Genomic DNA, 24,387 nt, shown 5'->3' on the forward strand with positions numbered 1-24,387 from the left:
GTCAACGGGGGCGACAGACCCAGTGCAGGTAGCGGCCGAGCCCGGCGAAGCTGGGGTGGCGACGGTAGGCCAGTTCCATTTCCAGCAGGTCGAGCAGCTCGGCCTTGCCTTGGAATTCCTTGGGCATGTAGTCGTGGAACACCCGCACGCCACTTTCGCTTTCAACCTGCCACATAGGATCAAGTTGCGCCCTGAGTTCCCGTGGATCAAGCGGTTTTTGCGGGGTCAGGCTCTGCTTTTCACCTTCCAGCCGGTTGCTGCGCAACTTGCGGAAATGGCCCTTGAGCAGGTTGCGATAGACCAGGGCGTCGCGGTTGTAGAAGGCCAGCGACAGCCACCCGGAAGGGGCCGTGAGCTGGTGCAGCACCGGCAGGATGCTTTCGGGCTCGGCCAGCCATTCGAGTACGGCGTGGCATAGCACCAGATCGTAGGGTTCGGTCAGCTGGCCAAGCAGGTCTTGCCAGGGGGCCTGGATGAAGGTGGCCGGTTGGCCGGCTTCGGCAAAGCGCGCCCGTGCGCCGTCGAGCATGGGCGCGGCGGGTTCGGCCAGGGTCAGCTGGTGGCCGCGCTGGGCCAGCCACAAAGCCATGTGACCCAACCCGGCACCGATGTCGAGGATGCGCAGCGGGCGGTCAGGCAGGGCTTCGGCCAGGTCGGCCTGCAGCACGGCCAGGCGGATCGCGCCCTTGGCGCCGCCGTAGATCTTTTCGGCAAAGCGGGTAGCCAGCTCATCGAAGTGACGGTCGTTCATCGGGCGAAGCGCCTCTCGCTGTGGGCCAGCTTGGCTCGCACTACCTGGTCCATGTCCAGGCCAAGTTCGCTGCACAGCAGCAACAGGTAGAGCACCACATCGCCGATTTCCTGGCCGGCATGGGCCAGCTTATCGGCTGGCAGCTGGCGCGATTGGTCTTCGCTCAGCCACTGGAAGATTTCCACCAGCTCGGCCATTTCGACACTGGCGGCCATGGCGAGGTTCTTCGGGCTGTGAAAGCCGCGCCAGTCGTTGTTGTCGCGGATCTGGTGCAGGCGTTGGGTGAGTTCTTGCAGATTCATCGGGGGTCTCCTAATGCTGCATAGCTTCTGCGCAGGCCCGATGCAAAGCAAGGGGGCCGCTTTGCGGCCCATCGCGACGCAAGGCCGCTCCCACAGGAGGGCACTGGCATCAAGCCGAATGCGGTACCTGTGGGAGCGGCCTTGTGTCGCGAAAAGGCTGCGAAGCAGCCTCACGATTCAAAGCCGGTCCCAGCGCCCGACCATGTGCAGCACCCCGCCATGCCCATCCAGCTGCAGCTCTCCCGCAGCCCCCGCCTCACTGGCACCGAGCACCACCTCCGATGGCAACCGCACCGGCTTGCGGAAATCCACCTCGAAGGCATAGCCACTGTGCGGCAGGTGCCCGCGCAGTGCCGCCAGGGCCATGGCCTTGCTCCACATGCCATGGGCAATGGCCGTGGGGAAGCCGAAGAGCCGGGCACTGGCCGCGCTGAGGTGGATCGGGTTGTAGTCCCCGCAGACCTTGGCATAACGCCGGCCGATATCGCTGTCGGCGTACCAGCGGGTCGCCTCTGGCAGCGCTTGCGGTTCGTCCTCGGCAGGCTCACCTGCCTGGCTTTCCAGCTTCAGCCCGCGCACCAGCATGCGGCTGGTCTCGCGCCAGAGCAGGCCGATGCCGTCTTCGGCTTCGGTGACCAGGTCGAAGGTGCCGCCCTTGGCATGCGCTTGCAGATTGCCTGCATGCACCGCAAAGCGCAGCCCTTCGATACCGCCCAGCGGGCGCATCACTTCGATGCGGTTGTGCAGGTGCACCAGGCCGAGCAGCGGGAAGGGGAAGTTTGGCGCGGTCATCAACTGCAGCTGCAGCGTGAACGCCATGACATGTGGATAAGTACCCGGCAGGCGGCCATCGTCGGTGAAGTGGCACAGCCGACGATAGGCGGCCAGGTTGCCCGACTGGACGCGAATGAAACAGCGCAGGCCGTCGTCCGGCAGCTGGTCGCCGCTGATGGTGCGCTTGCTTGCCGCGCGCAGGTACAGGCTGGCGCGCGAAGCCGGGCTGTGCAGGTCGTGCCAGTGTCGGCTCATGTTCAGGCCCCCATCAAGGCTTGGCCGCATACCCGCAGCACCTGGCCGTTGACTGCACCGGAGCCCGGCTGGCTGAGCCAGGCGATGGCTTCGGCGACATCCTGCGGGCGGCCGCCCTGGCCAAGCGAACTCAAGCGTCGCCCGGCCTCGCGCAGGCCCATGGGCATGGCGGCGGTCATGTGGGTTTCGATGAAACCGGGTGCCACGGCATTGATGCTGCCGCCGCGCTCGGCGAGCCGGGGCGCCCACGCCTGGGCCAGGCCGATCAGCCCGGCCTTGCTCGCGGCATAGTTGGCCTGCCCGCGGTTGCCGGCGATACCGCTGACCGAGGCCAGCAGGGTGATGCGCGCGTTTTCACCCAGGGCGCCGTTGTCGTACAGCGCCTGTGTCAGCACCTGCGGTGCCTTGAGGTTTACCGCCAGCACCGCGTCCCAGTATTCCGGGGTCATGTTGGCCAGGGTCTTGTCGCGTGTGATACCGGCGTTGTGCACCACGATGTCGACGCCGTCGGGCAGGGCCGCAAGCAGTTGCGTTGCCGCGTCGCCGGCGCAGATGTCCAGGGGCAGCGCCTTGCCACCCAGGCGTGCGGCCAGGGCGTCGAGGTCCTGACTGGCTTGCGGCACGTCCAGCAGCAGTACGTCGGCACCGTCCCGCGCCAGGGTTTCGGCAATGGCGGCACCGATGCCGCGTGCGGCCCCGGTTACCAGGGCGCGGCGGCCAGCCAGCGGCCGTGTCCAGTCCTCGACCTGGCTGGCGCAGGCATGCAGGCGCAGCACCTGGCCGGAAATGAAGGCGCTCTTGGGCGAGAGGAAGAAGCGCAGGGCGCCTTCCAGCTGGTCCTCCGCGCCGGGGCCGACATACAGCAACTGCGTGGTCGCACCGTTGCGCAGTTCCTTGGCCAGCGAGCGGCTGAAGCCTTCCAGGGCTCGTTGGGCAATGCTGGCCAACGGGTCGTCGAGGTTTTCTGGCGCGCGGCCCAGCAACACCACATGGGCGCACGATGCCAGGCTGCGCAGCAGAGGCTGGAAAAACTCGCGCAACTGCTTCAACGCGTCGCTGTCGGACAGGTGACTGGCATCAAATACCACGGCCTTGATCTTCGGCCCCAGGCCAGCCACCCATGCCTCGGCCTGGAGGTTGTCGGTATTGAAGCTGTAAAGCGTGTCGGTCAGGCGCGGGGCAATGGCTTCGACCTGGCTCGCCAGTGGCCCGCCACCCAGTACCAGGGCACCTTCGACCGGGCGCAGGCGGCCTGCCTGCCAACGCTCCAGCGGCGCTGGACGTGGCAGGCCAAGGGCATCCACAAGGCGGCGGCCGAGGTTGGAGTTGGCAAAGCCGAGGTAGCGATCGCTCATGAGTGGGTCTCCCGGAAGGCAAGCTTGAAAGTGTGGACCAACTTTGTGGCAAGGTCGTTCGAATGCGGCAAAAACACCTAGGCTGTACGGATCAAATTGTTTCAGGAGGAACAAGCGCATGCGTTCACTTCGCCGGGTCGCGATCCTGGGCGGCAACCGAATTCCCTTCGCCCGTTCCAATGGCGCCTACGCCACGGCCAGCAACCAGGCGATGCTAACCGTCGCCCTCGAAGGGCTGATCGAACGCTACCGCCTGCATGGGTTGCGCATGGGGGAAGTGGTGGCCGGTGCGGTGCTCAAGCACTCGCGTGACATGAACCTGACCCGGGAGTGCGTGCTGGGCTCGCGGCTGTCGCCGCAGACGCCGGCCTACGACATCCAGCAAGCCTGCGGCACCGGGCTGGAGGCAGCGCTGCTGGTGGCCAACAAGATTGCCCTGGGGCAGATCGACTGCGGGATTGCCGGCGGCGTGGACACCACCTCCGATGCGCCGATTGCGGTAAACGAAGGCCTGCGCCACATCTTGCTGCAGGCCAACCGTGGCAAAAGCCTGGGCGAGCGGCTCAAGCCATTCCTCAAGCTGCGCCCTCACCACCTGAAACCCGAATTGCCGCGCAACGGCGAGCCGCGCACCGGGTTGTCGATGGGCGAGCATTGCGAACGCATGGCCCAGGCCTGGCGCATTGGCCGTGCCGAACAGGACGAGCTGGCGCTGCTCAGCCACCAGGCGCTGGCTGCCGCGTACGCCGAAGGTTGGCAGGATGACTTGCTGACGCCGTTTCTGTCGTTGACCCGTGATAACAACCTGCGCCCCGACCTGACGCTGGAACAATTGGCCAAGCTCAAGCCAGCCTTCGACCGCAGCGGGCAGGGCACGCTGACGGCGGGCAACTCCACACCGCTGACCGATGGTGCTTCGCTGGTGTTGCTGGGCAGCGAGGAATGGGCCGAGCAGCAGGGGCTGTCGGTGCTGGCCTATCTGGTCGATGGTGAAACCGCTGCGGTGGATTTCGTTACTGGTCGCGAAGGGCTGTTGATGGCGCCGGTGTATGCGGTGCCGCGGCTGTTGGCGCGCAATGGCCTGACGCTGCAGGACTTTGACTATTACGAGATTCACGAAGCCTTTGCTGCCCAGGTGCTGTGCACGCTCAAGGCCTGGGAAGATGCCGATTATTGCCGCGAACGGCTGGGGCTGGATGCGCCGCTCGGGGCGATTGACCGCAGCAAGCTCAACGTCAAGGGCAGTTCGCTGGCGGCCGGGCACCCGTTTGCCGCGACCGGGGGGCGGATATTGGCCAACCTGGCCAAGCTGCTGGCGAGGTCGGGGAAGGGGCGGGGGTTGATATCGATCTGCGCTGCGGGTGGGCAGGGGGTGACCGTCATCGTCGAGCGCTGAGCTGTTAGGCTTGTCTGGTCAGAACTACAAGAAACCACCATGCCCATCATCGGACACCCCCGCCCCATTCCGGCGCTGGACTACCTGCCCAGGCCACTCTATGCCCGTGCCGAAAGCCTCGGCGCCGGCTCCTGGACCACCCGCCACCAGCACGACTGGGTGCAGTTTTCCTATGCCATCAGCGGCGTCCTCGGGGTGTATACACAGGAAGGCAGCTACTTCGCCCCACCCCAGTGGGGCGTATGGATCCCAGCCGATTTCGAACACGAGGTGGTCACCTCGATGCAGGCCGAAATGCGCAGCCTTTACGTGCGCCGGGATGCCTGCCCGTGGGCACCGGAGCAATGCCGGGTACTGGAAGTGACCCCGCTGGCGCGCGAACTGATCAAGCAGTTCTGCCTGTTCCCGGCAGACTACCCGGAGGGTGACAGCGCCGAGGCGCGGCTGGTGGTGGTGCTGCTCGACCAGTTGCGCATGCTGCCCGAGGTCGGTTTTTCGCTGCCACTGCCACGGCACCCGGGGTTGCTGGCGCTGTGCAATGGGCTGATCGCTGCACCGGACCAGTCGCAGACCTTGCAGCAGTGGGCGCGAGAGCTGGGGTGCTCGGAGAAGACGCTGATGCGGCTGTTCCAGCGAGAGACGGGCTTGAGTTTTCGCAACTGGCGGCAGCGTATGCGGCTGTTGTCGTCGCTGGCGCTGCTGGAGGCCGGGGAGAGTGTGACCGAGGCGGCGTTGGGGTGTGGGTATGACTCCACCTCGGCTTACATTGCGGCGTTCAAGCAATTGTTCGGCGCGACGCCGGGGGAATTGAAGCTTTAGGCAATCAGGCATTGTTTGCCTGCACCGGCCTTATCGCCGGCAAGCCAGCTCCCACAGGATCCCACTGCACTCAGGGCCTGTGCAGTACCTGTGGGAGCCGGCTTGCCGGCGATAAGGCCGGGGCAGGCAAAACATCAGGTACGGAACCTGCGCACCAGTGCATCCAGCTCATTGGACAACCCGGCCAGGCTCTCCGAATCCATCCGCGCCGCTTGGGCCAGTTCGGCCACCAGCTGCGCATCGCCATGAATCTGGCTGATGTGCCGGTTGATGTCTTCGGCCACCTGGTGCTGCTCTTCGGCCGCCGTGGCAATCTGGGTGTTCATGTCGCGGATCACATCCACCGACTCGCGGATCTGCCCGAAGCTGTCACGGGCCAGGCCGATGCGGCTCACCGACTGCTGCGAAACCTCCAGGCTGGCGTGCATCTGTGCGGCCACTTCGGCAGTGCGGCTGGCCAGGTTGCCCAGCAGGCCGTCGATCTCTGCGGTGGAGTCGGCAGTGCGCTTGGCCAGCGCCCGCACCTCGTCGGCAACCACGGCAAAGCCACGGCCCTGCTCGCCGGCACGGGCCGCTTCGATGGCGGCGTTGAGTGCCAGCAGGTTGGTTTGCTCGGCAATCGAGCGGATGGTGCCGAGGATCGACTGGATGGCGTTGCTGTCACGCTCCAGCTGCTGGATCGACTGCGCCGACTGTTCTATCTCCTGGCTCAGGCGGTCAACGCTATGTACCGCGGCATCGATTTGCTGCTGGCCTTCGCGGGCCTGCTGCTGGCCGCTGTCGGCCGACTGTGCCGCCTGGCTGCAGGAACGTGCCACTTCGTTGGCGGTGGCGACCATTTCGTGGAAGGCGGTAGAGACCATGTCCACCGCTTCGCGCTGGCGGCCTGCGGCTTCGGCCATGTCGCTGGAAACGCGGGTCGAGCTGCTGGAGGTGCTGAGTATCTTGCTGGCGGCAGCCCCGATGTGCTGGATCAGGCTGCGAATGGCACCGAGGAACTGGTTGAACCAGCTGGCCAGTTGCGCTGTTTCGTCGCGGCCACGGATCTCCAGGTTGCGGGTCAGGTCGCCCTCGCCCTGGGCGATATCTTCCAGGCCGCTGGTGACGCTGTTGATCGGGCGTACGATCAGCTTGGCGAAGGTGGCACCGACCACGGCGAACAGCGCGGCCAGTACCAGGGCCACCACGCCGATCAGCCAAGTCAGGCGGGTGGTGGTCTGCATCACTTCGCTTTGTTCGATCAGGCCGATCAGGGTCCAGCCCAGCTGTTCGTCCGGGTAGATGTTGGCCATGTAGCGCACGCCATTCAGTTCCACTTCGGCCAGCCCCTTGCCGTGCTTGGCCAGCTCGGCGTACCCGTCGCCAAAGCTCGCCAGTTGCTTGAAGTTATGCTTGGCGTCACGAGGGTCGACCAATACGTTGCCGTTGTTTTCCACCAGTAGCACGTAGCCGCTTTCGCCCAGCTTGATCTGCTGGACGATCTCGGTAAGGCCTTTGAGCGAGACGTCGACGTTGACCACGCCACCAGGGTTGCCCAGTTGGTTGGCGACGGTGCGCACGGTGCTGACCAGCACGGCGTCGTCGGCAGCCCAGTAGTAGGCGCCGGTACGCAAGGTCTTGCCAGGGTTGGCCATTGCCAATTGGTACCAGGGGCGGGTGCGCGGGTCGTAATTGACGAACTTCTGCCCGGCCGGCCAGCCGACATAGCCACCGTCATTCACCCCGTAGGACAGGTACGCATAGCTGGGATGTGTGGTGGCCAGGCGGGTCATGAACTCCAGCAGCTTGTTGGCCTGGTCGCCCAATTCGTTGGACGGGGTTGCGCTCATGTACTTGTTCAGTTCGCTACCCGTGGCGGCGACCATCGGCTGCGCAGCCAGGTACTCGACATTCTGGTTGATGCCCTGGAAGAAGATGTTCATCGCGTTGCTGACCTGGCGGATTTCCCGGCTGCTGCCATCGAGGAATCCGTCGCGGGCTTCGCCACGCAGGTTGAGGACCACCAGGGTGGCCACAAGGATTATGGGCAAGCCGGCGATGACCGCGAATGCCCAGGTCAGTTTCTGTTTGATGCTCATCGACGCTCCCGGATTTGTTATTTTCGACACACGAGGCAGGTAACAATTGCATCGGCAGCATCCGGGTTTAATGTAGGAAAACGCCCGTATTTATTGGATAAAGTCGCAGTTGGTGACTATTCGGTCGTGTTTGGACGTATATGGCATACCAAACGTTGCGGGTGGCTCAGTGACAGCAGCCATTAGCAGAGCCATTGGCCAGATCCTTGAGGATCGGGCAGTCCGGGCGCTCGTCTCCCTGGCAATGCGATACCAGTTCGCCAAGGGTGTCGCGCAGGTTCACCAGCTCTTCAATGCGCCGGTTCAGCTCATCGATGTGTTGCATGGCCAGCGCTTTCACATCGGCGCTGGCACGCTGGCGGTCCTGCCACAAGGTCAACAGCTTGCCGACCTCCTCAAGGGAAAAGCCCAGGTCGCGGGAGCGCTTGATGAAGGCCAGGCTGTGCAAGTCTTCCGCCTGGTAAAGGCGGTAGCCGCTGTCACTGCGCGTGGCGGGTTTGAGCAGGCCGATGGACTCGTAGTAACGGATCATCTTGGTGCTGAGCCCGCTGCGGCGGGCGGCCTGGCCTATGTTCATGGGGCCTCCTGGGTGTTGCTGGTGGGTTTCCACGCCTTGAGCCACAGCGCGTTGCTCACCACGCTGACGCTGGACAGGGCCATGGCGGCGCCGGCCAGTACCGGGTTGAGGTAACCCAGCGCGGCCAGCGGGATGCCGATCAGGTTATAGATGAACGCCCAGAACAGGTTCTGGCGGATCTTCGCATAGGTCTTGCGGCTGATCTCCAGGGCGGCCGGTACCAGGCGTGGGTCGCCGCGCATCAGGGTGATGCCGGCGGCCTGCATGGCCACATCGGTACCGCCGCCCATGGCAATGCCGATATCGGCGGCGGCCAGCGCCGGCGCATCATTGATGCCATCCCCGACCATGGCGACCACGCCATCCTGCTTGAGTGCAGTCACGGTCGCGGCCTTGTCGGCCGGCAGCACTTCGGCATGCACGTCGTCGATGCCCAGGGCATCGGCCACCACTTTGGCGCTGCCGCGGTTGTCGCCGGTCAGCAGGTGGCTGCTGATGTGTTGCGCGTGCAGGGTATCGATCGCCTGCGCGGCGCCGGGCTTGAGGCTGTCACCAAAGGCGAACAGGCCCAGCACACGCGGCTGCGCGCCGCGTTCGATAAGCCATGACAGGGTGCGCCCCTCGGCTTCCCAGGCCTGGGCCTTGGCGGCCAGGTCGCCGGGTGGCAGGGCGCTTTCATCGAGCAGGCGGCGGTTGCCCAGGGCCAACTCGCGGCCTTCCACACGCCCGGCAATACCACGCCCGGTCAGCGACTGGCTGTCAGCAACGCCAGGCACGTCCAGGCCCTGTTCGGCACAGGCATCCAGTACCGCCTTGGCCAGCGGGTGTTCGCTGCCGCGCTGCAGGGCACCGGCCAGGCGGTGCAGGTCGGCGCTGCTGCCCACCTGCGCCTGGCTGTGGACAACGCGCGGGCTGCCGGAGGTGAGGGTGCCGGTCTTGTCGAACACCACACGGTTGACCGCATGGGCGCGCTCCAGGGCTTCGGCGTCCTTGATCAGGATGCCATGGCGGGCGGCGACCCCGGTGCCGGCCATGATCGCGGCGGGTGTGGCCAGGCCGAGGGCGCAGGGGCAGGCGATGACCAGTACCGCGACGGCATTGATCAGCGCGGTTTCCAGTGGCGCGCCAGCCAGCCACCAACCGACCAGGGTGATCAGCGCCAATACCAGCACGGCCGGGACGAATACCTGGCTGACCCGGTCGACCAGCTTCTGGATCGGTGCCTTGGCCGCCTGGGCGTCTTCCACCAGGCGGATGATGCGTGCCAGCACGGTTTCGGTACCCAGTGCCTGGGTGCGTACCAGCAGCCGGCCTTCGCCGTTGATGGCGCCACCGGTGACCCTGTCCCCTGGCTGCTTGGGCACCGGCAGGCTCTCGCCGCTGATCAAGGCTTCATCGGCATGGCTGCTGCCGTCTTCCACCACGCCATCGACCGGGAAGCGCTCGCCGGGTTTGACCAGTACCAGGTCGCCGAGGCGCAGTTGTGCAATGGCCACGTCCTCTTCCTGGCCATCGACCAGGCGCACGGCCCGTTCCGGGCGAAGGGCTTCGAGGGCACGGATGGCGCTGGCAGTCTGGCGCTTGGCACGGCTTTCCAGGTACTTGCCCAGCAGCACCAGGGCAATCACCACGGCCGAAGCTTCGAAGTACAGGTGAGGGGCCATGCCGGCGGGGGCTTGCGCCCACTGGTACAGGCTCAGGCCGTAGCCGGCGCTGGTGCCCAGGGCTACCAGCAGGTCCATGTTGCCAGTCCCGGCGCGCACGGCTTTCCAGGCGGCCACGTAGAACCGCGCGCCGAGAATGAACTGCACCGGTGTGGCCAGCAGGAACTGCACCCACGCTGGCAACATCCAGTGCACGCCAAACGGCTGCACCACCATTGGTACCACCAGCGGCAGGGCGAGCAGCAACGCTGCGCCGACCGCCAGGCGTTCGTTACGCAGGCGGTGCTGGGCAGCGTGCTGGTCGTCCTTGGCGGTTTGCGGCAGGCTGGCGCTGTAGCCGGCCTTTTGCACGGCGTCGATCAGCAGGTTGTCGTCGAGGGCCGCGAGCACTTCGAGGTGAGCGCGTTCGCTGGCCAGGTTGACGCTGACCCGTTCAACACCCGGCAGCTTGCCGAGAGCGCGCTCTACGCGGCCGACGCAACTGGCGCAGGTCATGCCGCCAATCTGCAGTTCGACGGTGCGGGTGGGCACGCCATAGCCGGCTTCGCGTATGGCCTCGACCAGCGCGGGCAGACTGTTGGCCGGGGCCTGGACCCGGGCCTGTTCGGTGGCGAGGTTGACGCTGACCTGTTCAGTGCCGGTGACCTTGCGCAGGGCGCGTTCGACCCGGCCGGCACAACTGGCGCAGGTCATGCCGGAGATCGGCAGGTCGTATGTGGTGGATGCGGGCATGGCTCTCCTCCTTGGACAGGCCTCCAGCATCAACCTTGCCACGCAGGTAAGGTCAATAGCCCAGGCCGGCTCGCTTCAACTCCAGCCCATATTGCCCCATGGCGATGCGGTATTTGTTGATCTGGCCCGCCTGCAGGTCCAGTCGTGTGCTGCGTTGGTCCTCGACACCCGGGGCGCAGCCGGGCATTTGCCCGGGCAGCAGGCGCAGGCGCACGTCCACCGGGCCGGGCGGCAGGTTGAACGAGGTGGACTGCTCCTGGAACACGCGCCCGGAGAGCTGGTCGTTGAGGTAGATGCCGATTTCGCAACTGGTGGCCACTTCCAGACGCTCCCGGGAAATGATCAGCACGCTGTAGTCCGAGTTGCCCTCGGCGCTGGCCGGTGGCACTGCAGCCAGCGTGCTCAATAGCCCGACGACGCCCAATGCTGCCCTGAACATGAAGAATCTCCTGCTTGCCTGATCATCAAAGGCGCAGCTTGGCCGACGCGCGCGCGGATTTCCACCCCGGCTGGTGTCGGCAAGTCTTGACCTTGCCCCGATGGCAAGCTTGAGACTTGTGGAAAACCCGAAGGAGGTAACCCCCATGCAAGTGTTCAATGTACAAGGCATGACCTGTGGCCATTGCGTGAAAGCCGTGACCCGGGCGGTGCAGGAACAGGATGCCGCGGCCAAGGTGGAGGTCGATCTGGCGGCCAGGCAGGTACGGGTGCAGAGCGAGTTGGCTCAGGAGCGGATCCTCACGGCCATTCGCGATGAAGGTTATCAGGTCGAGGCGGCCTGAATACTGACCTGTGGGAGCGGGCGTGCCCGCGAACACCGGCGTAGCCGGTGCCATCCACCGCGCCGCCTGATTCGCGGGCACGCCCGCTCCCACAGGGGGCGCTCCAGGCTCGGTATTGTTGCAAATGTTTTCATGTCGATAGGGCCCGCAGCAGGTAGAATCGAGCACTTGCTTAGCCTGCTATGGATTCCTGATGAACCTGCGAATGGTGCTCATCCTGGGCGCACTCAGTGCGTTCGGGCCCTTGGCGATCGACTTCTACCTGCCTGCTTTCCCGGCCATGGCGCAGGCGTTCGCCACCGATGAAAAACACGTCCAGGCCACTTTGGCCGCCTACTTCCTTGGCCTGTCCATCGGGCAACTGGCCTACGGGCCGGTGGCTGACCGCTTTGGCCGACGCAAGCCGCTGATGTTCGGGGTGACCCTGTTCACCCTGGCGTCACTGGCCTGTGCCTATGCCCCCAACCTCGATACCCTGGTGCTGGCGCGGTTTGTCCAGGCGTTGGGCGGTTGCGCCGGGATGGTGCTTTCGCGGGCCATCGTCAGTGACAAGTGCGACCCGGTGGCCTCGGCCAAAGTGTTCTCGCAGCTGATGCTAGTCATGGGCCTGGCGCCAATCCTGGCACCGATGCTGGGCGGGGTGCTGGTGAACGTGGCCGGCTGGCAATCGATCTTCCTCGCCCTGAGCCTGTTCAGTGCCGGCTGCCTGCTGGCGGTCAGCCTGGGCCTGCCGGAAAGCCTGCCCGAGCACATACCGCGGCAACCGCTGTCTGGCGCCATGCGCCAATACTTGCGTCTGTTCGCTGACCGGGTGTTCGTCGGCCATGCCCTGACCGGTGGTATCGCCATCGCCGGCATGTTTGCCTACATCGCCGGTTCACCTTTCGTGTTCATCAAGCTCTACGGCGTGCCGGCCGAGCATTACGGCTGGTTGTTCGGCACCAATGCCGCCGGCTTCATCCTGGTGGCGCAGGTGAATGCACGCTTGCTGGCCAAGCGCGGGCCGGCGTTTCTGTTGGCGCGTGCGGTGTGGCTGTACCTGGCTGCGGGCTTGGTGTTGCTGGCCGTGGCGGCAATGCGGCCAACACAGCTGTGGCCACTGCTGGTACCGCTGTTCGTCTGCATCTCCAGCCTTGGCTGCATCATCCCCAACGCCTCTGCCTGTGCCATGAGCGGGCAGGGGGCGCGGGCCGGCAGTGCCTCGGCGCTGATGGGCTGCCTGCAGTTCAGCGTTGCCGCCGGCGCAGCAGCGCTGGTCGGGCTGCTGCATGATGGCAGTGCGGTACCGATGGCGCTGGTGATCAGCCTGTGCGGGGCGCTGGTGGTCAGTGTCGCGCTGCTGACCCGACGCTTGCCGGCCAAGGCTCCCGCATAAGCGGGTGAGGTGCATGCAGGCGGGTTTCCAGCGTGGCGACGAAGGCACGCGCCTCGGCCTCGCTGCGGAAACTGACCACGTGTTGATCGAGCTGGACCTGCCAGGGGCAAGCGGGGTTTCGGCTCGACGCACTGACGACAATTTTCATCGCGGCATACCTCCAAAGGGGGAGAGCGGATGAAGTGTAGCGCTGCACCTTCTGCCCGCCATGACCTGCATCAGTGTCCTGACTGACGGTCGGCAAGAATGTTTTCTACATGTTTTTTCCTGCTTGGGGTGCAATGCCCGCAAGCACGTGGAACCTTCGCTTTGGCTTGCGCTACTTGTGGAAATTGGTTGTCGGCCGCGTCCGAAGTTGCATCCGGTGTTTTTTCCGCCTGTCGTTCCCGGGCTCCTGCCATGTGTGCCGGGCTGCTTGCCCACGCGGTCCGGGCAGCTTTCACGCACTGCTTCACTGCTTGCCATGGGTAGGCATACCCAGTGGTATTTTGCCTGTGGCACCACTGCGCGGCGCTGCCTGAATGGCGTTTTTTGCGGCTTATACTGGCGAACCAGGCCAGTGCCAGCGAGAGGCGCTTCCCTGCCAAGGGTGGCCATCGCATCCACACAGTGAACTTGCAGGGAGTTACAGGGACATGAACGCAGCCAGCAGTATCAGCCAGATTGCCAGCCTGATGGCCGACCCCAAGCGCAGTGCCATGTTGTGGGCATTGATCGATGGTACGCCGCGGCTGGCCAACGAGCTCGCGGTAATGACAGGCCTGACCTCGTCATCGGCCTGCGCTCATCTTTCGTTGTTGTCGTCGGCCGGTTTGCTCCGGCACGAAGCGCGGGGGCGCAAGCGCTACTTCCGGCTGGCCACCCCGCAAGTCGGGGCAGCGGTGGAGGCCCTGGCCAGTGTCCAGTTGGAGAGTGCCAGGGGGGAGCGGGCCAAGGCACCGGTATCACCGCTGCCCATGTCGATACGCAGGGCGCGTCGCTGTGGCGATCACCTGGGTGGGGAACTGGCCGGTGAGCTGTATCACCGTCTGGTGGTGGCCGGCTGGCTGGAGGGTAGTGGTCGGCAGTTGATGGTAAGCGAAGAGGGGCGGACGCAGCTGGCTTTGGTCGGGGTCTACATCGATGCCTTGGCGCCGCACCAGCAACGTGGCTGCGTGATCTGCCGCTGCACCGAGTGGAACGACCAGGGGCCGCACCTGGGCGGCGTGCTGGGGCAGGCCTTGTTCCGGCTGTTCCTGCAATCTGGCTGGATGCGCGAGGCCGAGGACTCGCGGGCATTGCATATTTCTGCGTTGGGTATCCAGCAGATCAATCGCATTGCCCGCGTGCCGACGTTGCAGGTAGGTTGACGGCGCCACAGATATGTCGCCGTCAGGTCATTCAGGCCAGCCGGGCATCCAGGCTGTTCTGGGCCAGTCGACGGGCCTGGTCTTCGGTCATGCCCAAATGGGTGTACAGGGCGTGGAAGTTTTCGGTGACATAGCCGCCGAAGTAGGCCGGGTCGTCAGAGTTGACCGTGACCTTCACGCCGCGCTCGAGCATCTCGAGGATGTTGTGTTGGCTCATGTGGTCGAACACGCACAGCTTGGTGTTCGACAGCGGGCACACCGTGAGCGGGATCTGCTCGTCGATGATGCGCTGCATCAGGCGCTCGTCCTCGATGGCGCGCACACCGTGGTCGATACGCTTGACCTTCAGCAGGTCCAGGGCTTCCCAGATGTACTCGGGCGGGCCTTCCTCGCCGGCATGGGCAACGGCGACCAGGCCTTCGCTGCGGGCGCGGTCGAACACTCGCTGGAACTTGCTCGGTGGGTGCCCCATTTCCGAGCTGTCCAGGCCAACGGCGATGAACGCATCGCGGAATGGCAGGGCCTGGTCGAGGGTTTTCTGTGCTTCATCTTCGCTGAGGTGGCGCAGGAAGCTGAGGATCAGGCCACTGCTGATGCCCAGTTGCTCGCGACCGTCCTTCAACGCCTGGTTGATGCCGTTGAGCACCACCTCGAAGGGGATGCCGCGGTCGGTGTGGGTCTGTGGGTCGAAGAACGGTTCGGTGTGGATCACGTTCTGCGCCTTGCAGCGTTGCAGGTAGGCCCAGGTCAGGTCGTAGAAGTCCTGCTCGGTGCGCAGCACGTCGGCGCCTTGGTAATACAGGTCGAGGAACTCCTGCAGGTTGTTGAAGGCATAGGCACCGCGCAAGGTCTCCACATCGGCCCAGGGCAGGGCGATCTTGTTGCGCTCGGCCAGGGCGAACAGCAGCTCGGGCTCCAGCGAGCCTTCCAGGTGCAGGTGCAGTTCGGCCTTGGGCAGGGCGTTCAACCAGTCATACATGGTGGGTCATCTCAATCAGGTACGGTTGCCGCCATTCTACAGAGCCTTGCCGGGCATTGCGCCCGGCCAGGCTGCGACCTGGTGAATCACCAGACCAAGGGTTCGCCCTTGTAGTTGATGAAGCGCAGGCCGCCGTTGCCGCTTTGCGCCTTGATCTGTTCAAGCATGCCGCGGGTGCTGGTCAGCACGTCGATCTCGGCGTTTTCACCGCCCATGTCGGTTTTCACCCAGCCCGGGTGCATGGCCAGCACGCACAGGTCGGGGCGTTGTTGCTCGACGACGAAGCTGTTGATCATCGAGTTCAGGGCCGCTTTGCTGGCCTTGTACAGGCAGATTTCGCCGCCATCGGGGATGGTCACGCTGCCGAGGATCGAGCTCATGAAGGCCAGCACGCCGCTGCTTTCGCGTACCTGACCGACCAGGCGGCGGGCCACGCGGATTGGCGCCACGGCGTTGGTCATGAAAAGGTCGCCGATGTCCTTGTTCTGCACTGTCTCCAGGTCTTGCGGCAGAGGCCCCATGACCCCGGCGTTGATGAACACCAGGTCGAAGACTTGGTCTTGCAGGCGTTGCTTGAGGCCATCGAGCTGGGCCGTGTCGTTCATTTCCAGCTGTTCGATGCGCACGCCGGGCACGTCCGCCAGGGCGCCGGGCTGCTGCGGGTTGCGCACGGTGGCGGTGATGTTCCAGCCGTCTTCCTGGAGGCGTTGCACCAGGCCCAGGCCTAGCCCGCGCGAGGCGCCGATGATGAGTGCGGTTTTTGCGTTAGCCATTTGGATGCGCTCCGTGATCGGTTCGAAGAAGGATATTGAGGATAATGCACTGTGGTGCCGAGCGCCTCGTGGTGGGCTGTACGAAAAATCACCAGTTGCGTCAGGCCCTTGTACGGCGTGGCCTTCGGCCTGTTGGCGCACGGGTTATCCACAAGCTGGTCCACAGTTATTGTGTGCAAGCGCAGATTGCTTGCGGGGGGTACGCAGGCTGGGGACCTGGGGATAACCTCAGGAGCATCAACGGTTTGCGGCTGTCATCAAATGGTGATCAAAATATGATCAAGCCTCTGTAGCCCTTGATTAATGCTGCCTGCAAGCGAATGCCCCAAGCTTATCCACAGGCCGGCCCACAGTTGTTGTGGGCAATGTTCAACGTGCTTCGAGCAGAATGCGCCCGCGGCTCAAGTCGGCCAACTGCTGCTGAATTTGCGCCAGATGGGTGTCGCCGAGTGCAATCAGCAGGTCCACGCCATTGGCGGTGAATTGTTCGTCCAGAACCAGGCCGTCAACCTCTGCCAGGCGCAGCTTCACCAGTGCCAGTTCGCTGAAACTGCAACTGCAGGTGAATTCGCTGCGCTGCACCAGAAGCCGCTTGGGTGCCTGTTGCAGGCATTTGTTTGCGCCGCCGCCGTAGGCCCTGGCCAAGCCGCCAGTTCCCAGCTGAATGCCGCCGTACCAGCGGATTACCAGCACCACCACCTGGTCGCAGTCCTGCGCCTCGATGGCCGCGAGGATTGGCCGCCCCGCGGTACCGCCAGGTTCGCCGTCATCGCTGCTGCGGTACTGGGCGCCAAGCTTCCAGGCCCAGCAGTTGTGGGTGGCGGCCAGGTCGCTGTGGCGTTCGATGAAACTCATCGCGTCGGCGGCACTGCTGATCGGCCCGGCCAGGGTGATGAAGCGGCTTTTGCGGATTTCCTCGCGGTACTCGCAGAGGTCGAGCAGGGTAGAAGGCATAAATGACGATCAGGCAGCCGGCTTGATGCCGCAGCCCTTCAAAATGATGTGGATAAGATTGTTGCTCGCGTCTTCCATGTCCTGCTTGGTCAGGCGGCTGCGGCCGGTCACCTGGCAGATCTGGGTGGCGAAGTCGGCGTAGTGCTGGGTGCTGCCCCACAGCAGGAAGATCAGGTGCACCGGGTCGACCGGGTCCATCTTTCCGGCTTCGATCCAGGCCTGGAACACCGCGGCCCGGCCGCGGAACCATTCGCGGTAGTCGGCACTGAAGTATTCGCTCAGGCAGGTGCCGCCGCTGATCACTTCCATGGCGAAAATCCGCGAGGCTTGCGGGTTGCGCCGGGAGAACTCCATCTTGGTGCGGATGTACTGGCTCAGGGCTTCGCCCGGATCGTCGTCGACGCTCAAGGCGTTGAAGGTGCTGTCCCACAACTCGATGATGTTGCTGAGTACGGCAATGTACAGGCCCAGCTTGTTGGTGAAGTAGTAATGCAGATTGGCCTTGGGCAACCCCGCCTTGAGGGCGATGGTGTTCATGCTGGTGCCCTTGAAACCATGGCGGGCAAACTCGTCTTCGGCGGCCTGGATAATGGCCTGTTCGTTCTTCTGGCGGATGCGGCCCGCGGGCTTGCCCGAGGCGGAGAGGCGATGCGCAGGGACTTCTAGGGTCATGGACGATTCCGTACGGGTCAGTGGCTGCGGCTGTCGGACAAGATTACCTGCCTGTGCCGAAGTGACAAGCGTTTGCGGCACAGACTGGCATCAGCGTGTCGCAGCCAGGCTTTCGAGGAAGCTTTCCAGTACCAGGTTCGGCCGCCGGCCCTTGCGCGTTACCCAGCTGAGACTCAGGTCATAGAAGCGTTCCCGGGGCTTGAGGGCACGCAAGCGGCCTTGCTGCACCCAGAACGTGGCGTAGTGGTCTGGCAGGTAGCCGATGTAGCGCCCGGTAAGGATGAGAAACGCCATGCCTTCGCGGTCCGAAGCACTGGCCGTGCAATTCAGTGCCTGGTAATGCGCCTGGATTTCGGCCGGCAGGCGGAAGGTGGGGGTGATGGCTTCCTGGCTGTTGAGGCGGTCGTCGTCGATCTGCTGGTCATCGGCATAGAACAGCGGGTGGCCGACTGCGCAGTACAGCAGTGAGCGCTCACTGTACAGCGGCTGGTACTCGAGGCCCGACAGCGGGCTGGTCTGCGGCACCACGCCGACATGCAGGCTGCCATCGAGCACACCGTGCTCGACCTGGCTGGGTGCGATCATGCGGATCTGGATGCGCACATCGGGGCCGCGGTCCTTGAGCTCGGCCAGGGCATGGGTAATGCGCATGTGCGGCAGCGTCACAAGGTTGTCGGTCAGGCCAATGTTCAGCTCTCCACGCAAATGCTGGTGCAGGCCGTTGACCTCGGTGCGGAAGCTTTCCAGGGCGCTGAGCAGTTGCAGCGCCGAGTGGTAGACCTCGCGGCCTTCCTCGGTCAGTGAGAACCCGGCGCGGCCGCGCTGGCACAGGCGCAGGCCGAGGCGTTGCTCGAGGTCGTTCATCTGCTGGCTGATGGCCGAACGGCCAATGCCCAGCACGTTTTCGGCGGCCGAGAAACCGCCGCACTCTACGACACTGCGGTAGATCTTCAGCAGGCGGATGTCAAAATCGCTGACTTGGGCGAGTGGATCGGGGCGTCGGCTCATTAGTTTAGTCAGGGCCTGTCTGAAGATTAGAAATGTTGGCTTTTCCAGACTTTATCGCCGTGCCAATTTAGCTGCAACAACATCCATCGTTGCCTAATCGTCTTCCGAGGAACCGCCGATGAACATGCCCGAAACCGCCCCCGCCGGTATCGCCAGCCAGCTCAAGCTGGATGCGCACTGGATGCCCTACACCGCCAACCGCAACTTCCAGCGCGACCCACGCCTGATCGTGGCGGCCGAAGGCAGCTACCTGTTCGACGACCAGGGGCGCAAGATCTTCGATGCCCTGTCCGGTTTGTGGACCTGCGGCGCCGGGCACACCCGCAAGGAAATCACCGAAGCGGTGGCTCGCCAGATCGGCACACTGGACTACTCCCCGGCCTTCCAGTTCGGCCACCCGCTGTCGTTCCAGCTGGCCGAGAAGATCACCGAACTTACCCCGGGCGACCTGAACCATGTGTTCTATACCAACTCCGGTTCCGAGTGTGCCGACACCGCGCTGAAGATGGTGCGTGCCTACTGGCGCCTGAAAGGCCAGGCGACCAAGACCAAGATCATCGGCCGTGCTCGCGGCTACCACGGCGTGAACATCGCCGGCACCAGCCTCGGTGGCGTCAACGGTAACCGCAAGCTGTTCGGTCAGCTGCTGGATGTCGACCATCTGCCTCACACCGTGCTGCCGGTCAACGCCTTCTCCAAAGGCATGCCCGAGGAGGGTGGTATCGCCCTCGCTGACGAGATGCTCAAGCTGATCGAGCTGCACGACGCCTCCAACATCGCTGCCGTGATCGTCGAGCCGCTGGCAGGTTCGGCTGGTGTTCTGCCGCCGCCGAAGGGTTACCTGAAGCGCCTGCGTGAAATCTGCACCCAGCACAACATCTTGCTGATCTTCGACGAAGTGATTACCGGCTTCGGTCGCATGGGCGCGATGACTGGCTCCGAAGCCTTCGGCGTGACCCCGGACCTTATGTGCATCGCCAAGCAGGTGACCAACGGCGCTATCCCGATGGGCGCGGTTATCGCCAGCAGCGAGATCTACCAGACCTTCATGAACCAGCCGACCCCGGAGTACGCCGTGGAATTCCCGCACGGCTACACCTACTCGGCCCACCCGGTAGCCTGCGCCGCCGGTATCGCCGCGCTGGACCTGCTGCAGAAGGAAAACCTGGTGCAGGCCGCCGCCGAGCTAGCGCCGCACTTCGAGAAGCTGCTGCATGGCGTGAAGGGCACCAAGAACATCGTCGATATCCGCAACTACGGCCTGGCCGGCGCGATCCAGATCGCTGCCCGCGACGGTGATGCCATCGTGCGTCCGTACGAGGCAGCGATGAAACTGTGGAAGGCAGGCTTCTATGTACGCTTCGGTGGCGACACCCTGCAGTTCGGCCCAACCTTCAACACCACGCCGCAGGAACTGGATCGCCTGTTCGACGCAGTAGGCGAAACCCTGAACCTGATCGACTGATCTTTCCGATTCTGATGCCTGGCGCGTGAACGCATCGCGCGCCTGCCTCAACCTTCTTTATCTGGAGTTTTGCATGAGCATTGTTCAGCACCTGATCCATGGCGAACTGGTTACCAAGGGTGAGCGCACCGCCGATGTCTTCAACCCGTCCACCGGCCAGGCCGTGCGCAAAGTCGAGTTGGCCAGCCGCGCGACCGTGCAGGAAGCGATCGATTCGGCCAAGGCTGCCTTCCCGGCCTGGCGCAACACCCCACCGGCCAAGCGCGCCCAGGTGATGTTCCGCTTCAAGCAACTGCTGGAGCAGAATGAAGCACGAATCTCGCAGATGATCAGCGAAGAGCACGGCAAGACTCTGGAAGATGCTGCCGGCGAACTGAAGCGTGGCATCGAGAACGTCGAGTTCGCCTGCGCCGCGCCGGAAGTACTGAAAGGCGAGTACAGCCGCAACGTTGGCCCGAACATCGATGCCTGGTCCGACTTCCAGCCACTGGGCGTGGTTGCCGGTATCACCCCGTTCAACTTCCCGGCCATGGTGCCGCTGTGGATGTACCCACTGGCCATCGCCTGCGGTAACGCCTTCATCCTCAAGCCTTCCGAGCGCGACCCGAGCTCGACCCTGTTCATCGCCCAGTTGCTGCTGGAAGCCGGCCTTCCGAAGGGTATCCTCAACGTGGTGCATGGCGACAAGGAAGCGGTGGATGCGCTGATCGAAGCGCCGGAAGTGAAGGCCCTGAGCTTCGTCGGTTCGACTCCGATCGCCGAGTACATCTACGCTGAAGGCACCAAGCGCGGCAAGCGTGTGCAGGCCCTGGGTGGTGCGAAGAACCACGCGGTGCTGATGCCGGATGCCGACCTGGACAATGCCGTGAGCGCACTGATGGGGGCTGCCTATGGTTCGTGCGGCGAGCGTTGCATGGCCATTTCGGTGGCGGTGTGCGTGGGTGACCAGGTGGCAGACGCCCTAATTGCCAAGCTGGAACCGCAGATCAAGGCACTGAAGATTGGGGCCGGCACCTCGTGCGGCCTGGACATGGGGCCGCTGGTGACGGCTGCTGCCCGTGACAAGGTGGTGGGCTACATTGATGACGGTATTGCTGCTGGCGCCAAGCTGGTGGTGGATGGCCGTGGCTTCCGTGTGGCTGGTAATGAGGATGGCTACTTCGTCGGTGGCACCCTGTTCGATAAGGTGACCCCGGAGATGCGTATCTATAAGGAAGAGATCTTCGGCCCGGTGCTGTGCGTAGTGCGTGTGAACAGCCTGGAGCAGGCCATGCAACTGATCAACGATCATGAGTATGGCAACGGCACCTGCATCTTCACCCGTGACGGTGAAGCGGCGCGCCTGTTCTGCGACGAGATCGAAGTGGGCATGGTCGGTGTGAACGTACCGCTGCCGGTGCCGGTGGCCTACCACAGCTTTGGTGGCTGGAAGCGCTCGCTGTTCGGTGACCTGCATGCCTATGGTCCGGACGGTGTGCGCTTCTATACCCGTCGCAAGGCGATTACCCAGCGCTGGCCGCAGCGGGCCAGCCATGAGGCTTCGCAGTTTGCGTTCCCTAGTTTGTAAGGGATGAAGCAGAAGCGGGGAGGCCGACAGGCCTCCCCGCTTTGTTTTTGGGGTTTGGTGTTTTGGCTTTTGGTTGTCGTGTGCGTCAGGGCGGCTATGGGCCTGTCTTTAGATGGCATTGGCTTTGAGAGGTGGCTGTCTTGGGTTTTCTGGCGCCTGTGAGATCGAGCGCCGCCCGCGCGGCGCTTCGCAGCACAAGGCTGCTCCTACCGTTTGTTTCGGGCCAATTATTCCTGTGAGAACGGCACGCGACCGCCTTGGCGTCCACCTCGATGTCGCGTCGGGCAAACAAGGCGGTCGCGTGCGCAGGCACAGGCGTGACTGGCCCGAAACAGATGTAGGAGCAGCCTTGTGCTGCGAAGCGCCGCGCGGGCGGCGCTCGATCTCATAGGCGCAGAAGGTGTTGTGGCGAACATCTGGTGGCCTTTATAAGGTCTTCGCCTGGGATATTTCAAATAAATGAAATTAACCCTTGACCGCCTTCTGAATCCCCTTATAATGCGCCCCACTTCCAGCGACGCCGGAACGACAAACTCCTTGATTTTCAAAGAGTTAGATAGTTGAAGCGAAGTTGAAAGGGCTACGATCAAATGATCGGCAGCGGTTGAGATGATGGTTGACAGCGCTTCTAAACGCTGTATGATTCGCCTCCCGCTACGAGAGATCGCAGCGAGTCAAGTGTTTGAAGCTAAACGAGTTTCTCGCAAAAAACTTCAAAATAAACGCTTGACAGCAAATGAGGAAAGCGTAAAATGCGCGCCTCGGTTGAGACGAAAGGCTCTTAACCAAACGCTCTTTAACAAATCGAATCAAGCAATTCGTGTGGGTGCTTGTGAGTACGGACTGATAGTCACAAAGATTATCAGCATCACAAGTGGCCATGCGAGAAATCACATAGTCATTTGAGATTGCTGAGCCAAGTTTAGGGTTTCTTAAAAACCCAAGCAGTATTGAACTGAAGAGTTTGATCATGGCTCAGATTGAACGCTGGCGGCAGGCCTAACACATGCAAGTCGAGCGGATGACGGGAGCTTGCTCCTTGATTCAGCGGCGGACGGGTGAGTAATGCCTAGGAATCTGCCTGGTAGTGGGGGACAACGTTTCGAAAGGAACGCTAATACCGCATACGTCCTACGGGAGAAAGCAGGGGACCTTCGGGCCTTGCGCTATCAGATGAGCCTAGGTCGGATTAGCTAGTTGGTGAGGTAATGGCTCACCAAGGCGACGATCCGTAACTGGTCTGAGAGGATGATCAGTCACACTGGAACTGAGACACGGTCCAGACTCCTACGGGAGGCAGCAGTGGGGAATATTGGACAATGGGCGAAAGCCTGATCCAGCCATGCCGCGTGTGTGAAGAAGGTCTTCGGATTGTAAAGCACTTTAAGTTGGGAGGAAGGGCAGTAAGTAATACCTTGCTGTTTTGACGTTACCGACAGAATAAGCACCGGCTAACTCTGTGCCAGCAGCCGCGGTAATACAGAGGGTGCAAGCGTTAATCGGAATTACTGGGCGTAAAGCGCGCGTAGGTGGTTCGTTAAGTTGGATGTGAAAGCCCCGGGCTCAACCTGGGAACTGCATCCAAAACTGGCGAGCTAGAGTACGGTAGAGGGTGGTGGAATTTCCTGTGTAGCGGTGAAATGCGTAGATATAGGAAGGAACACCAGTGGCGAAGGCGACCACCTGGACTGATACTGACACTGAGGTGCGAAAGCGTGGGGAGCAAACAGGATTAGATACCCTGGTAGTCCACGCCGTAAACGATGTCAACTAGCCGTTGGAATCCTTGAGATTTTAGTGGCGCAGCTAACGCATTAAGTTGACCGCCTGGGGAGTACGGCCGCAAGGTTAAAACTCAAATGAATTGACGGGGGCCCGCACAAGCGGTGGAGCATGTGGTTTAATTCGAAGCAACGCGAAGAACCTTACCAGGCCTTGACATGCAGAGAACTTTCCAGAGATGGATTGGTGCCTTCGGGAACTCTGACACAGGTGCTGCATGGCTGTCGTCAGCTCGTGTCGTGAGATGTTGGGTTAAGTCCCGTAACGAGCGCAACCCTTGTCCTTAGTTACCAGCACGTTATGGTGGGCACTCTAAGGAGACTGCCGGTGACAAACCGGAGGAAGGTGGGGATGACGTCAAGTCATCATGGCCCTTACGGCCTGGGCTACACACGTGCTACAATGGTCGGTACAGAGGGTTGCCAAGCCGCGAGGTGGAGCTAATCTCACAAAACCGATCGTAGTCCGGATCGCAGTCTGCAACTCGACTGCGTGAAGTCGGAATCGCTAGTAATCGCGAATCAGAATGTCGCGGTGAATACGTTCCCGGGCCTTGTACACACCGCCCGTCACACCATGGGAGTGGGTTGCACCAGAAGTAGCTAGTCTAACCTTCGGGAGGACGGTTACCACGGTGTGATTCATGACTGGGGTGAAGTCGTAACAAGGTAGCCGTAGGGGAACCTGCGGCTGGATCACCTCCTTAATCGACGACATCAGCCTGCTGATGAGCTCCCACACGAATTGCTTGATTCATGGTTGAAGACGATCAAGACCCTATATAGGTCTGTAGCTCAGTTGGTTAGAGCGCACCCCTGATAAGGGTGAGGTCGGCAGTTCAAATCTGCCCAGACCTACCAATATTTGGGGCCATAGCTCAGCTGGGAGAGCGCCTGCCTTGCACGCAGGAGGTCAGCGGTTCGATCCCGCTTGGCTCCACCACTTGCTTTACTTGATCAAACTCAGAAATGAACATTC

21 protein-coding genes, 2 tRNA genes, 1 rRNA gene and 1 pseudogene are annotated in these 24,387 nt (G+C 62.9%); 10 read left to right on the forward strand and 15 right to left on the reverse strand.

Annotated features, from left to right (window positions below; genetic code table 11):
• Position 1: 1 nt before the first annotated feature.
• The 4 genes from GEV38_RS03330 to GEV38_RS03345 all read right to left on the reverse strand — a co-directional run bounded on the left by GEV38_RS03330 (position 2) and on the right by GEV38_RS03345 (position 3,437).
• Positions 2-751 (reverse strand): methyltransferase domain-containing protein, encoded by a 750-nt coding sequence (locus GEV38_RS03330; protein ID WP_015268825.1) that lies wholly within the window; start codon positions 749-751, stop codon positions 2-4.
• Positions 748-1,053: a MazG-like family protein gene (locus GEV38_RS03335; protein WP_015268826.1), complete on the reverse strand. Its 306-nt coding sequence runs from the start codon at positions 1,051-1,053 to the stop codon at positions 748-750. The genes GEV38_RS03330 and GEV38_RS03335 overlap by 4 nt, the downstream gene beginning before the upstream one ends.
• Positions 1,054-1,230: 177 nt before the next feature.
• Positions 1,231-2,082 carry a MaoC/PaaZ C-terminal domain-containing protein gene (locus tag GEV38_RS03340; protein ID WP_054572855.1) on the reverse strand — a complete coding sequence of 284 codons (852 nt, stop codon included), beginning with the start codon at positions 2,080-2,082 and terminating at the stop codon, positions 1,231-1,233.
• A 2-nt stretch (positions 2,083-2,084) separates the two neighbouring features.
• Entirely contained in the window at positions 2,085-3,437 is a 1,353-nt protein-coding gene (locus GEV38_RS03345) for a 3-oxoacyl-ACP reductase (protein WP_015268828.1), read from the reverse strand.
• Between the two features lie 118 nt (positions 3,438-3,555).
• On the opposite strand from GEV38_RS03345, the gene GEV38_RS03350 reads away from it, so the two are divergent.
• Together GEV38_RS03350 and GEV38_RS03355 are read left to right on the forward strand one after the other, a co-directional pair.
• The gene (locus GEV38_RS03350) at positions 3,556-4,833 is read left to right on the forward strand and encodes an acetyl-CoA C-acetyltransferase (protein ID WP_015268829.1); all 1,278 of its coding nucleotides are present in this window, start codon (positions 3,556-3,558) and stop codon (positions 4,831-4,833) included.
• A 39-nt stretch (positions 4,834-4,872) separates the two neighbouring features.
• Entirely contained in the window at positions 4,873-5,652 is a 780-nt protein-coding gene (locus tag GEV38_RS03355; protein WP_054572849.1) for a helix-turn-helix transcriptional regulator, read from the forward strand.
• A gap of 134 nt (positions 5,653-5,786) precedes the next feature.
• Here GEV38_RS03355 and GEV38_RS27970 read toward each other — a convergent pair whose 3' ends face one another.
• From GEV38_RS27970 to GEV38_RS03375, 5 genes and pseudogenes are all read right to left on the reverse strand, one after another.
• Positions 5,787-6,554, reverse strand: a complete 768-nt coding sequence (locus tag GEV38_RS27970) for a methyl-accepting chemotaxis protein (protein ID WP_371033815.1) — start codon at positions 6,552-6,554, stop codon at positions 5,787-5,789.
• A gap of 90 nt (positions 6,555-6,644) precedes the next feature.
• Positions 6,645-7,730: pseudogene (locus tag GEV38_RS27975) on the reverse strand (cache domain-containing protein); the annotation flags it as partial.
• A gap of 166 nt (positions 7,731-7,896) precedes the next feature.
• Positions 7,897-8,307, reverse strand: coding sequence for a Cu(I)-responsive transcriptional regulator (gene cueR, locus GEV38_RS03365; protein ID WP_015268832.1), 411 nt, complete (start codon positions 8,305-8,307; stop codon positions 7,897-7,899).
• Positions 8,304-10,703, reverse strand: coding sequence for a heavy metal translocating P-type ATPase (locus tag GEV38_RS03370; protein WP_054572851.1), 2,400 nt, complete (start codon positions 10,701-10,703; stop codon positions 8,304-8,306). The genes cueR and GEV38_RS03370 overlap by 4 nt, the downstream gene beginning before the upstream one ends.
• Positions 10,704-10,755: 52 nt before the next feature.
• Entirely contained in the window at positions 10,756-11,142 is a 387-nt protein-coding gene (locus GEV38_RS03375; RefSeq protein ID WP_015268834.1) for a hypothetical protein, read from the reverse strand.
• Positions 11,143-11,287: 145 nt separating this feature from the next.
• On the opposite strand from GEV38_RS03375, the gene GEV38_RS03380 reads away from it, so the two are divergent.
• On the forward strand, positions 11,288-11,485 hold the full coding sequence (locus tag GEV38_RS03380) for a heavy-metal-associated domain-containing protein (RefSeq protein ID WP_003257072.1): 198 nt from the start codon (positions 11,288-11,290) through the stop codon (positions 11,483-11,485).
• 193 nt (positions 11,486-11,678) lie between these two features.
• Positions 11,679-12,860, forward strand: a complete 1,182-nt coding sequence (locus GEV38_RS03385) for a multidrug effflux MFS transporter (protein WP_015268836.1) — start codon at positions 11,679-11,681, stop codon at positions 12,858-12,860.
• Here the strand turns inward: GEV38_RS03385 and GEV38_RS27535 are convergent.
• Positions 12,811-13,008 carry a hypothetical protein gene (locus GEV38_RS27535; RefSeq protein ID WP_015268837.1) on the reverse strand — a complete coding sequence of 66 codons (198 nt, stop codon included), beginning with the start codon at positions 13,006-13,008 and terminating at the stop codon, positions 12,811-12,813. The genes GEV38_RS03385 and GEV38_RS27535 overlap by 50 nt on opposite strands.
• A 487-nt stretch (positions 13,009-13,495) precedes the next feature.
• Here GEV38_RS27535 and GEV38_RS03390 point away from each other — a divergent pair, with 487 nt between their 5' ends.
• Positions 13,496-14,209, forward strand: a complete 714-nt coding sequence (locus GEV38_RS03390; protein WP_013970739.1) for a helix-turn-helix transcriptional regulator — start codon at positions 13,496-13,498, stop codon at positions 14,207-14,209.
• A 31-nt stretch (positions 14,210-14,240) separates the two neighbouring features.
• Here GEV38_RS03390 and GEV38_RS03395 read toward each other — a convergent pair whose 3' ends face one another.
• The 5 genes from GEV38_RS03395 to GEV38_RS03415 form a co-directional block, all read right to left on the reverse strand.
• Entirely contained in the window at positions 14,241-15,188 is a 948-nt protein-coding gene (locus GEV38_RS03395; protein ID WP_013970740.1) for an adenosine deaminase, read from the reverse strand.
• An 86-nt stretch (positions 15,189-15,274) separates the two neighbouring features.
• Positions 15,275-15,961 carry an SDR family oxidoreductase gene (locus tag GEV38_RS03400; protein ID WP_015268838.1) on the reverse strand — a complete coding sequence of 229 codons (687 nt, stop codon included), beginning with the start codon at positions 15,959-15,961 and terminating at the stop codon, positions 15,275-15,277.
• A 369-nt stretch (positions 15,962-16,330) separates the two neighbouring features.
• On the reverse strand, positions 16,331-16,915 hold the full coding sequence (locus GEV38_RS03405) for a YigZ family protein (RefSeq protein WP_015268839.1): 585 nt from the start codon (positions 16,913-16,915) through the stop codon (positions 16,331-16,333).
• A gap of 9 nt (positions 16,916-16,924) precedes the next feature.
• Positions 16,925-17,587, reverse strand: a complete 663-nt coding sequence (locus tag GEV38_RS03410; protein WP_003257076.1) for a TetR/AcrR family transcriptional regulator — start codon at positions 17,585-17,587, stop codon at positions 16,925-16,927.
• A gap of 90 nt (positions 17,588-17,677) precedes the next feature.
• Positions 17,678-18,595 carry a LysR family transcriptional regulator gene (locus tag GEV38_RS03415; RefSeq protein WP_013970743.1) on the reverse strand — a complete coding sequence of 306 codons (918 nt, stop codon included), beginning with the start codon at positions 18,593-18,595 and terminating at the stop codon, positions 17,678-17,680.
• A gap of 118 nt (positions 18,596-18,713) precedes the next feature.
• Here GEV38_RS03415 and GEV38_RS03420 point away from each other — a divergent pair, with 118 nt between their 5' ends.
• The 5 genes from GEV38_RS03420 (at position 18,714) to GEV38_RS03440 (ending at position 24,351) form a co-directional block, all read left to right on the forward strand.
• Entirely contained in the window at positions 18,714-20,060 is a 1,347-nt protein-coding gene (locus tag GEV38_RS03420) for an aspartate aminotransferase family protein (RefSeq protein ID WP_054572853.1), read from the forward strand.
• A 73-nt stretch (positions 20,061-20,133) separates the two neighbouring features.
• The gene (locus GEV38_RS03425) at positions 20,134-21,627 is read left to right on the forward strand and encodes a CoA-acylating methylmalonate-semialdehyde dehydrogenase (protein ID WP_015268841.1); all 1,494 of its coding nucleotides are present in this window, start codon (positions 20,134-20,136) and stop codon (positions 21,625-21,627) included.
• 952 nt (positions 21,628-22,579) lie between these two features.
• A 16S ribosomal RNA gene (locus tag GEV38_RS03430) occupies positions 22,580-24,115 on the forward strand.
• 77 nt (positions 24,116-24,192) lie between these two features.
• Positions 24,193-24,269, forward strand: a tRNA-Ile gene (locus tag GEV38_RS03435).
• A gap of 6 nt (positions 24,270-24,275) precedes the next feature.
• A tRNA-Ala gene (locus tag GEV38_RS03440) sits at positions 24,276-24,351 on the forward strand.
• Positions 24,352-24,387: the final 36 nt, after the last annotated feature.

The organism is Pseudomonas sp. 13159349, from assembly GCF_013305685.1.
Lineage (GTDB): Bacteria > Pseudomonadota > Gammaproteobacteria > Pseudomonadales > Pseudomonadaceae > Aquipseudomonas > Aquipseudomonas asiatica.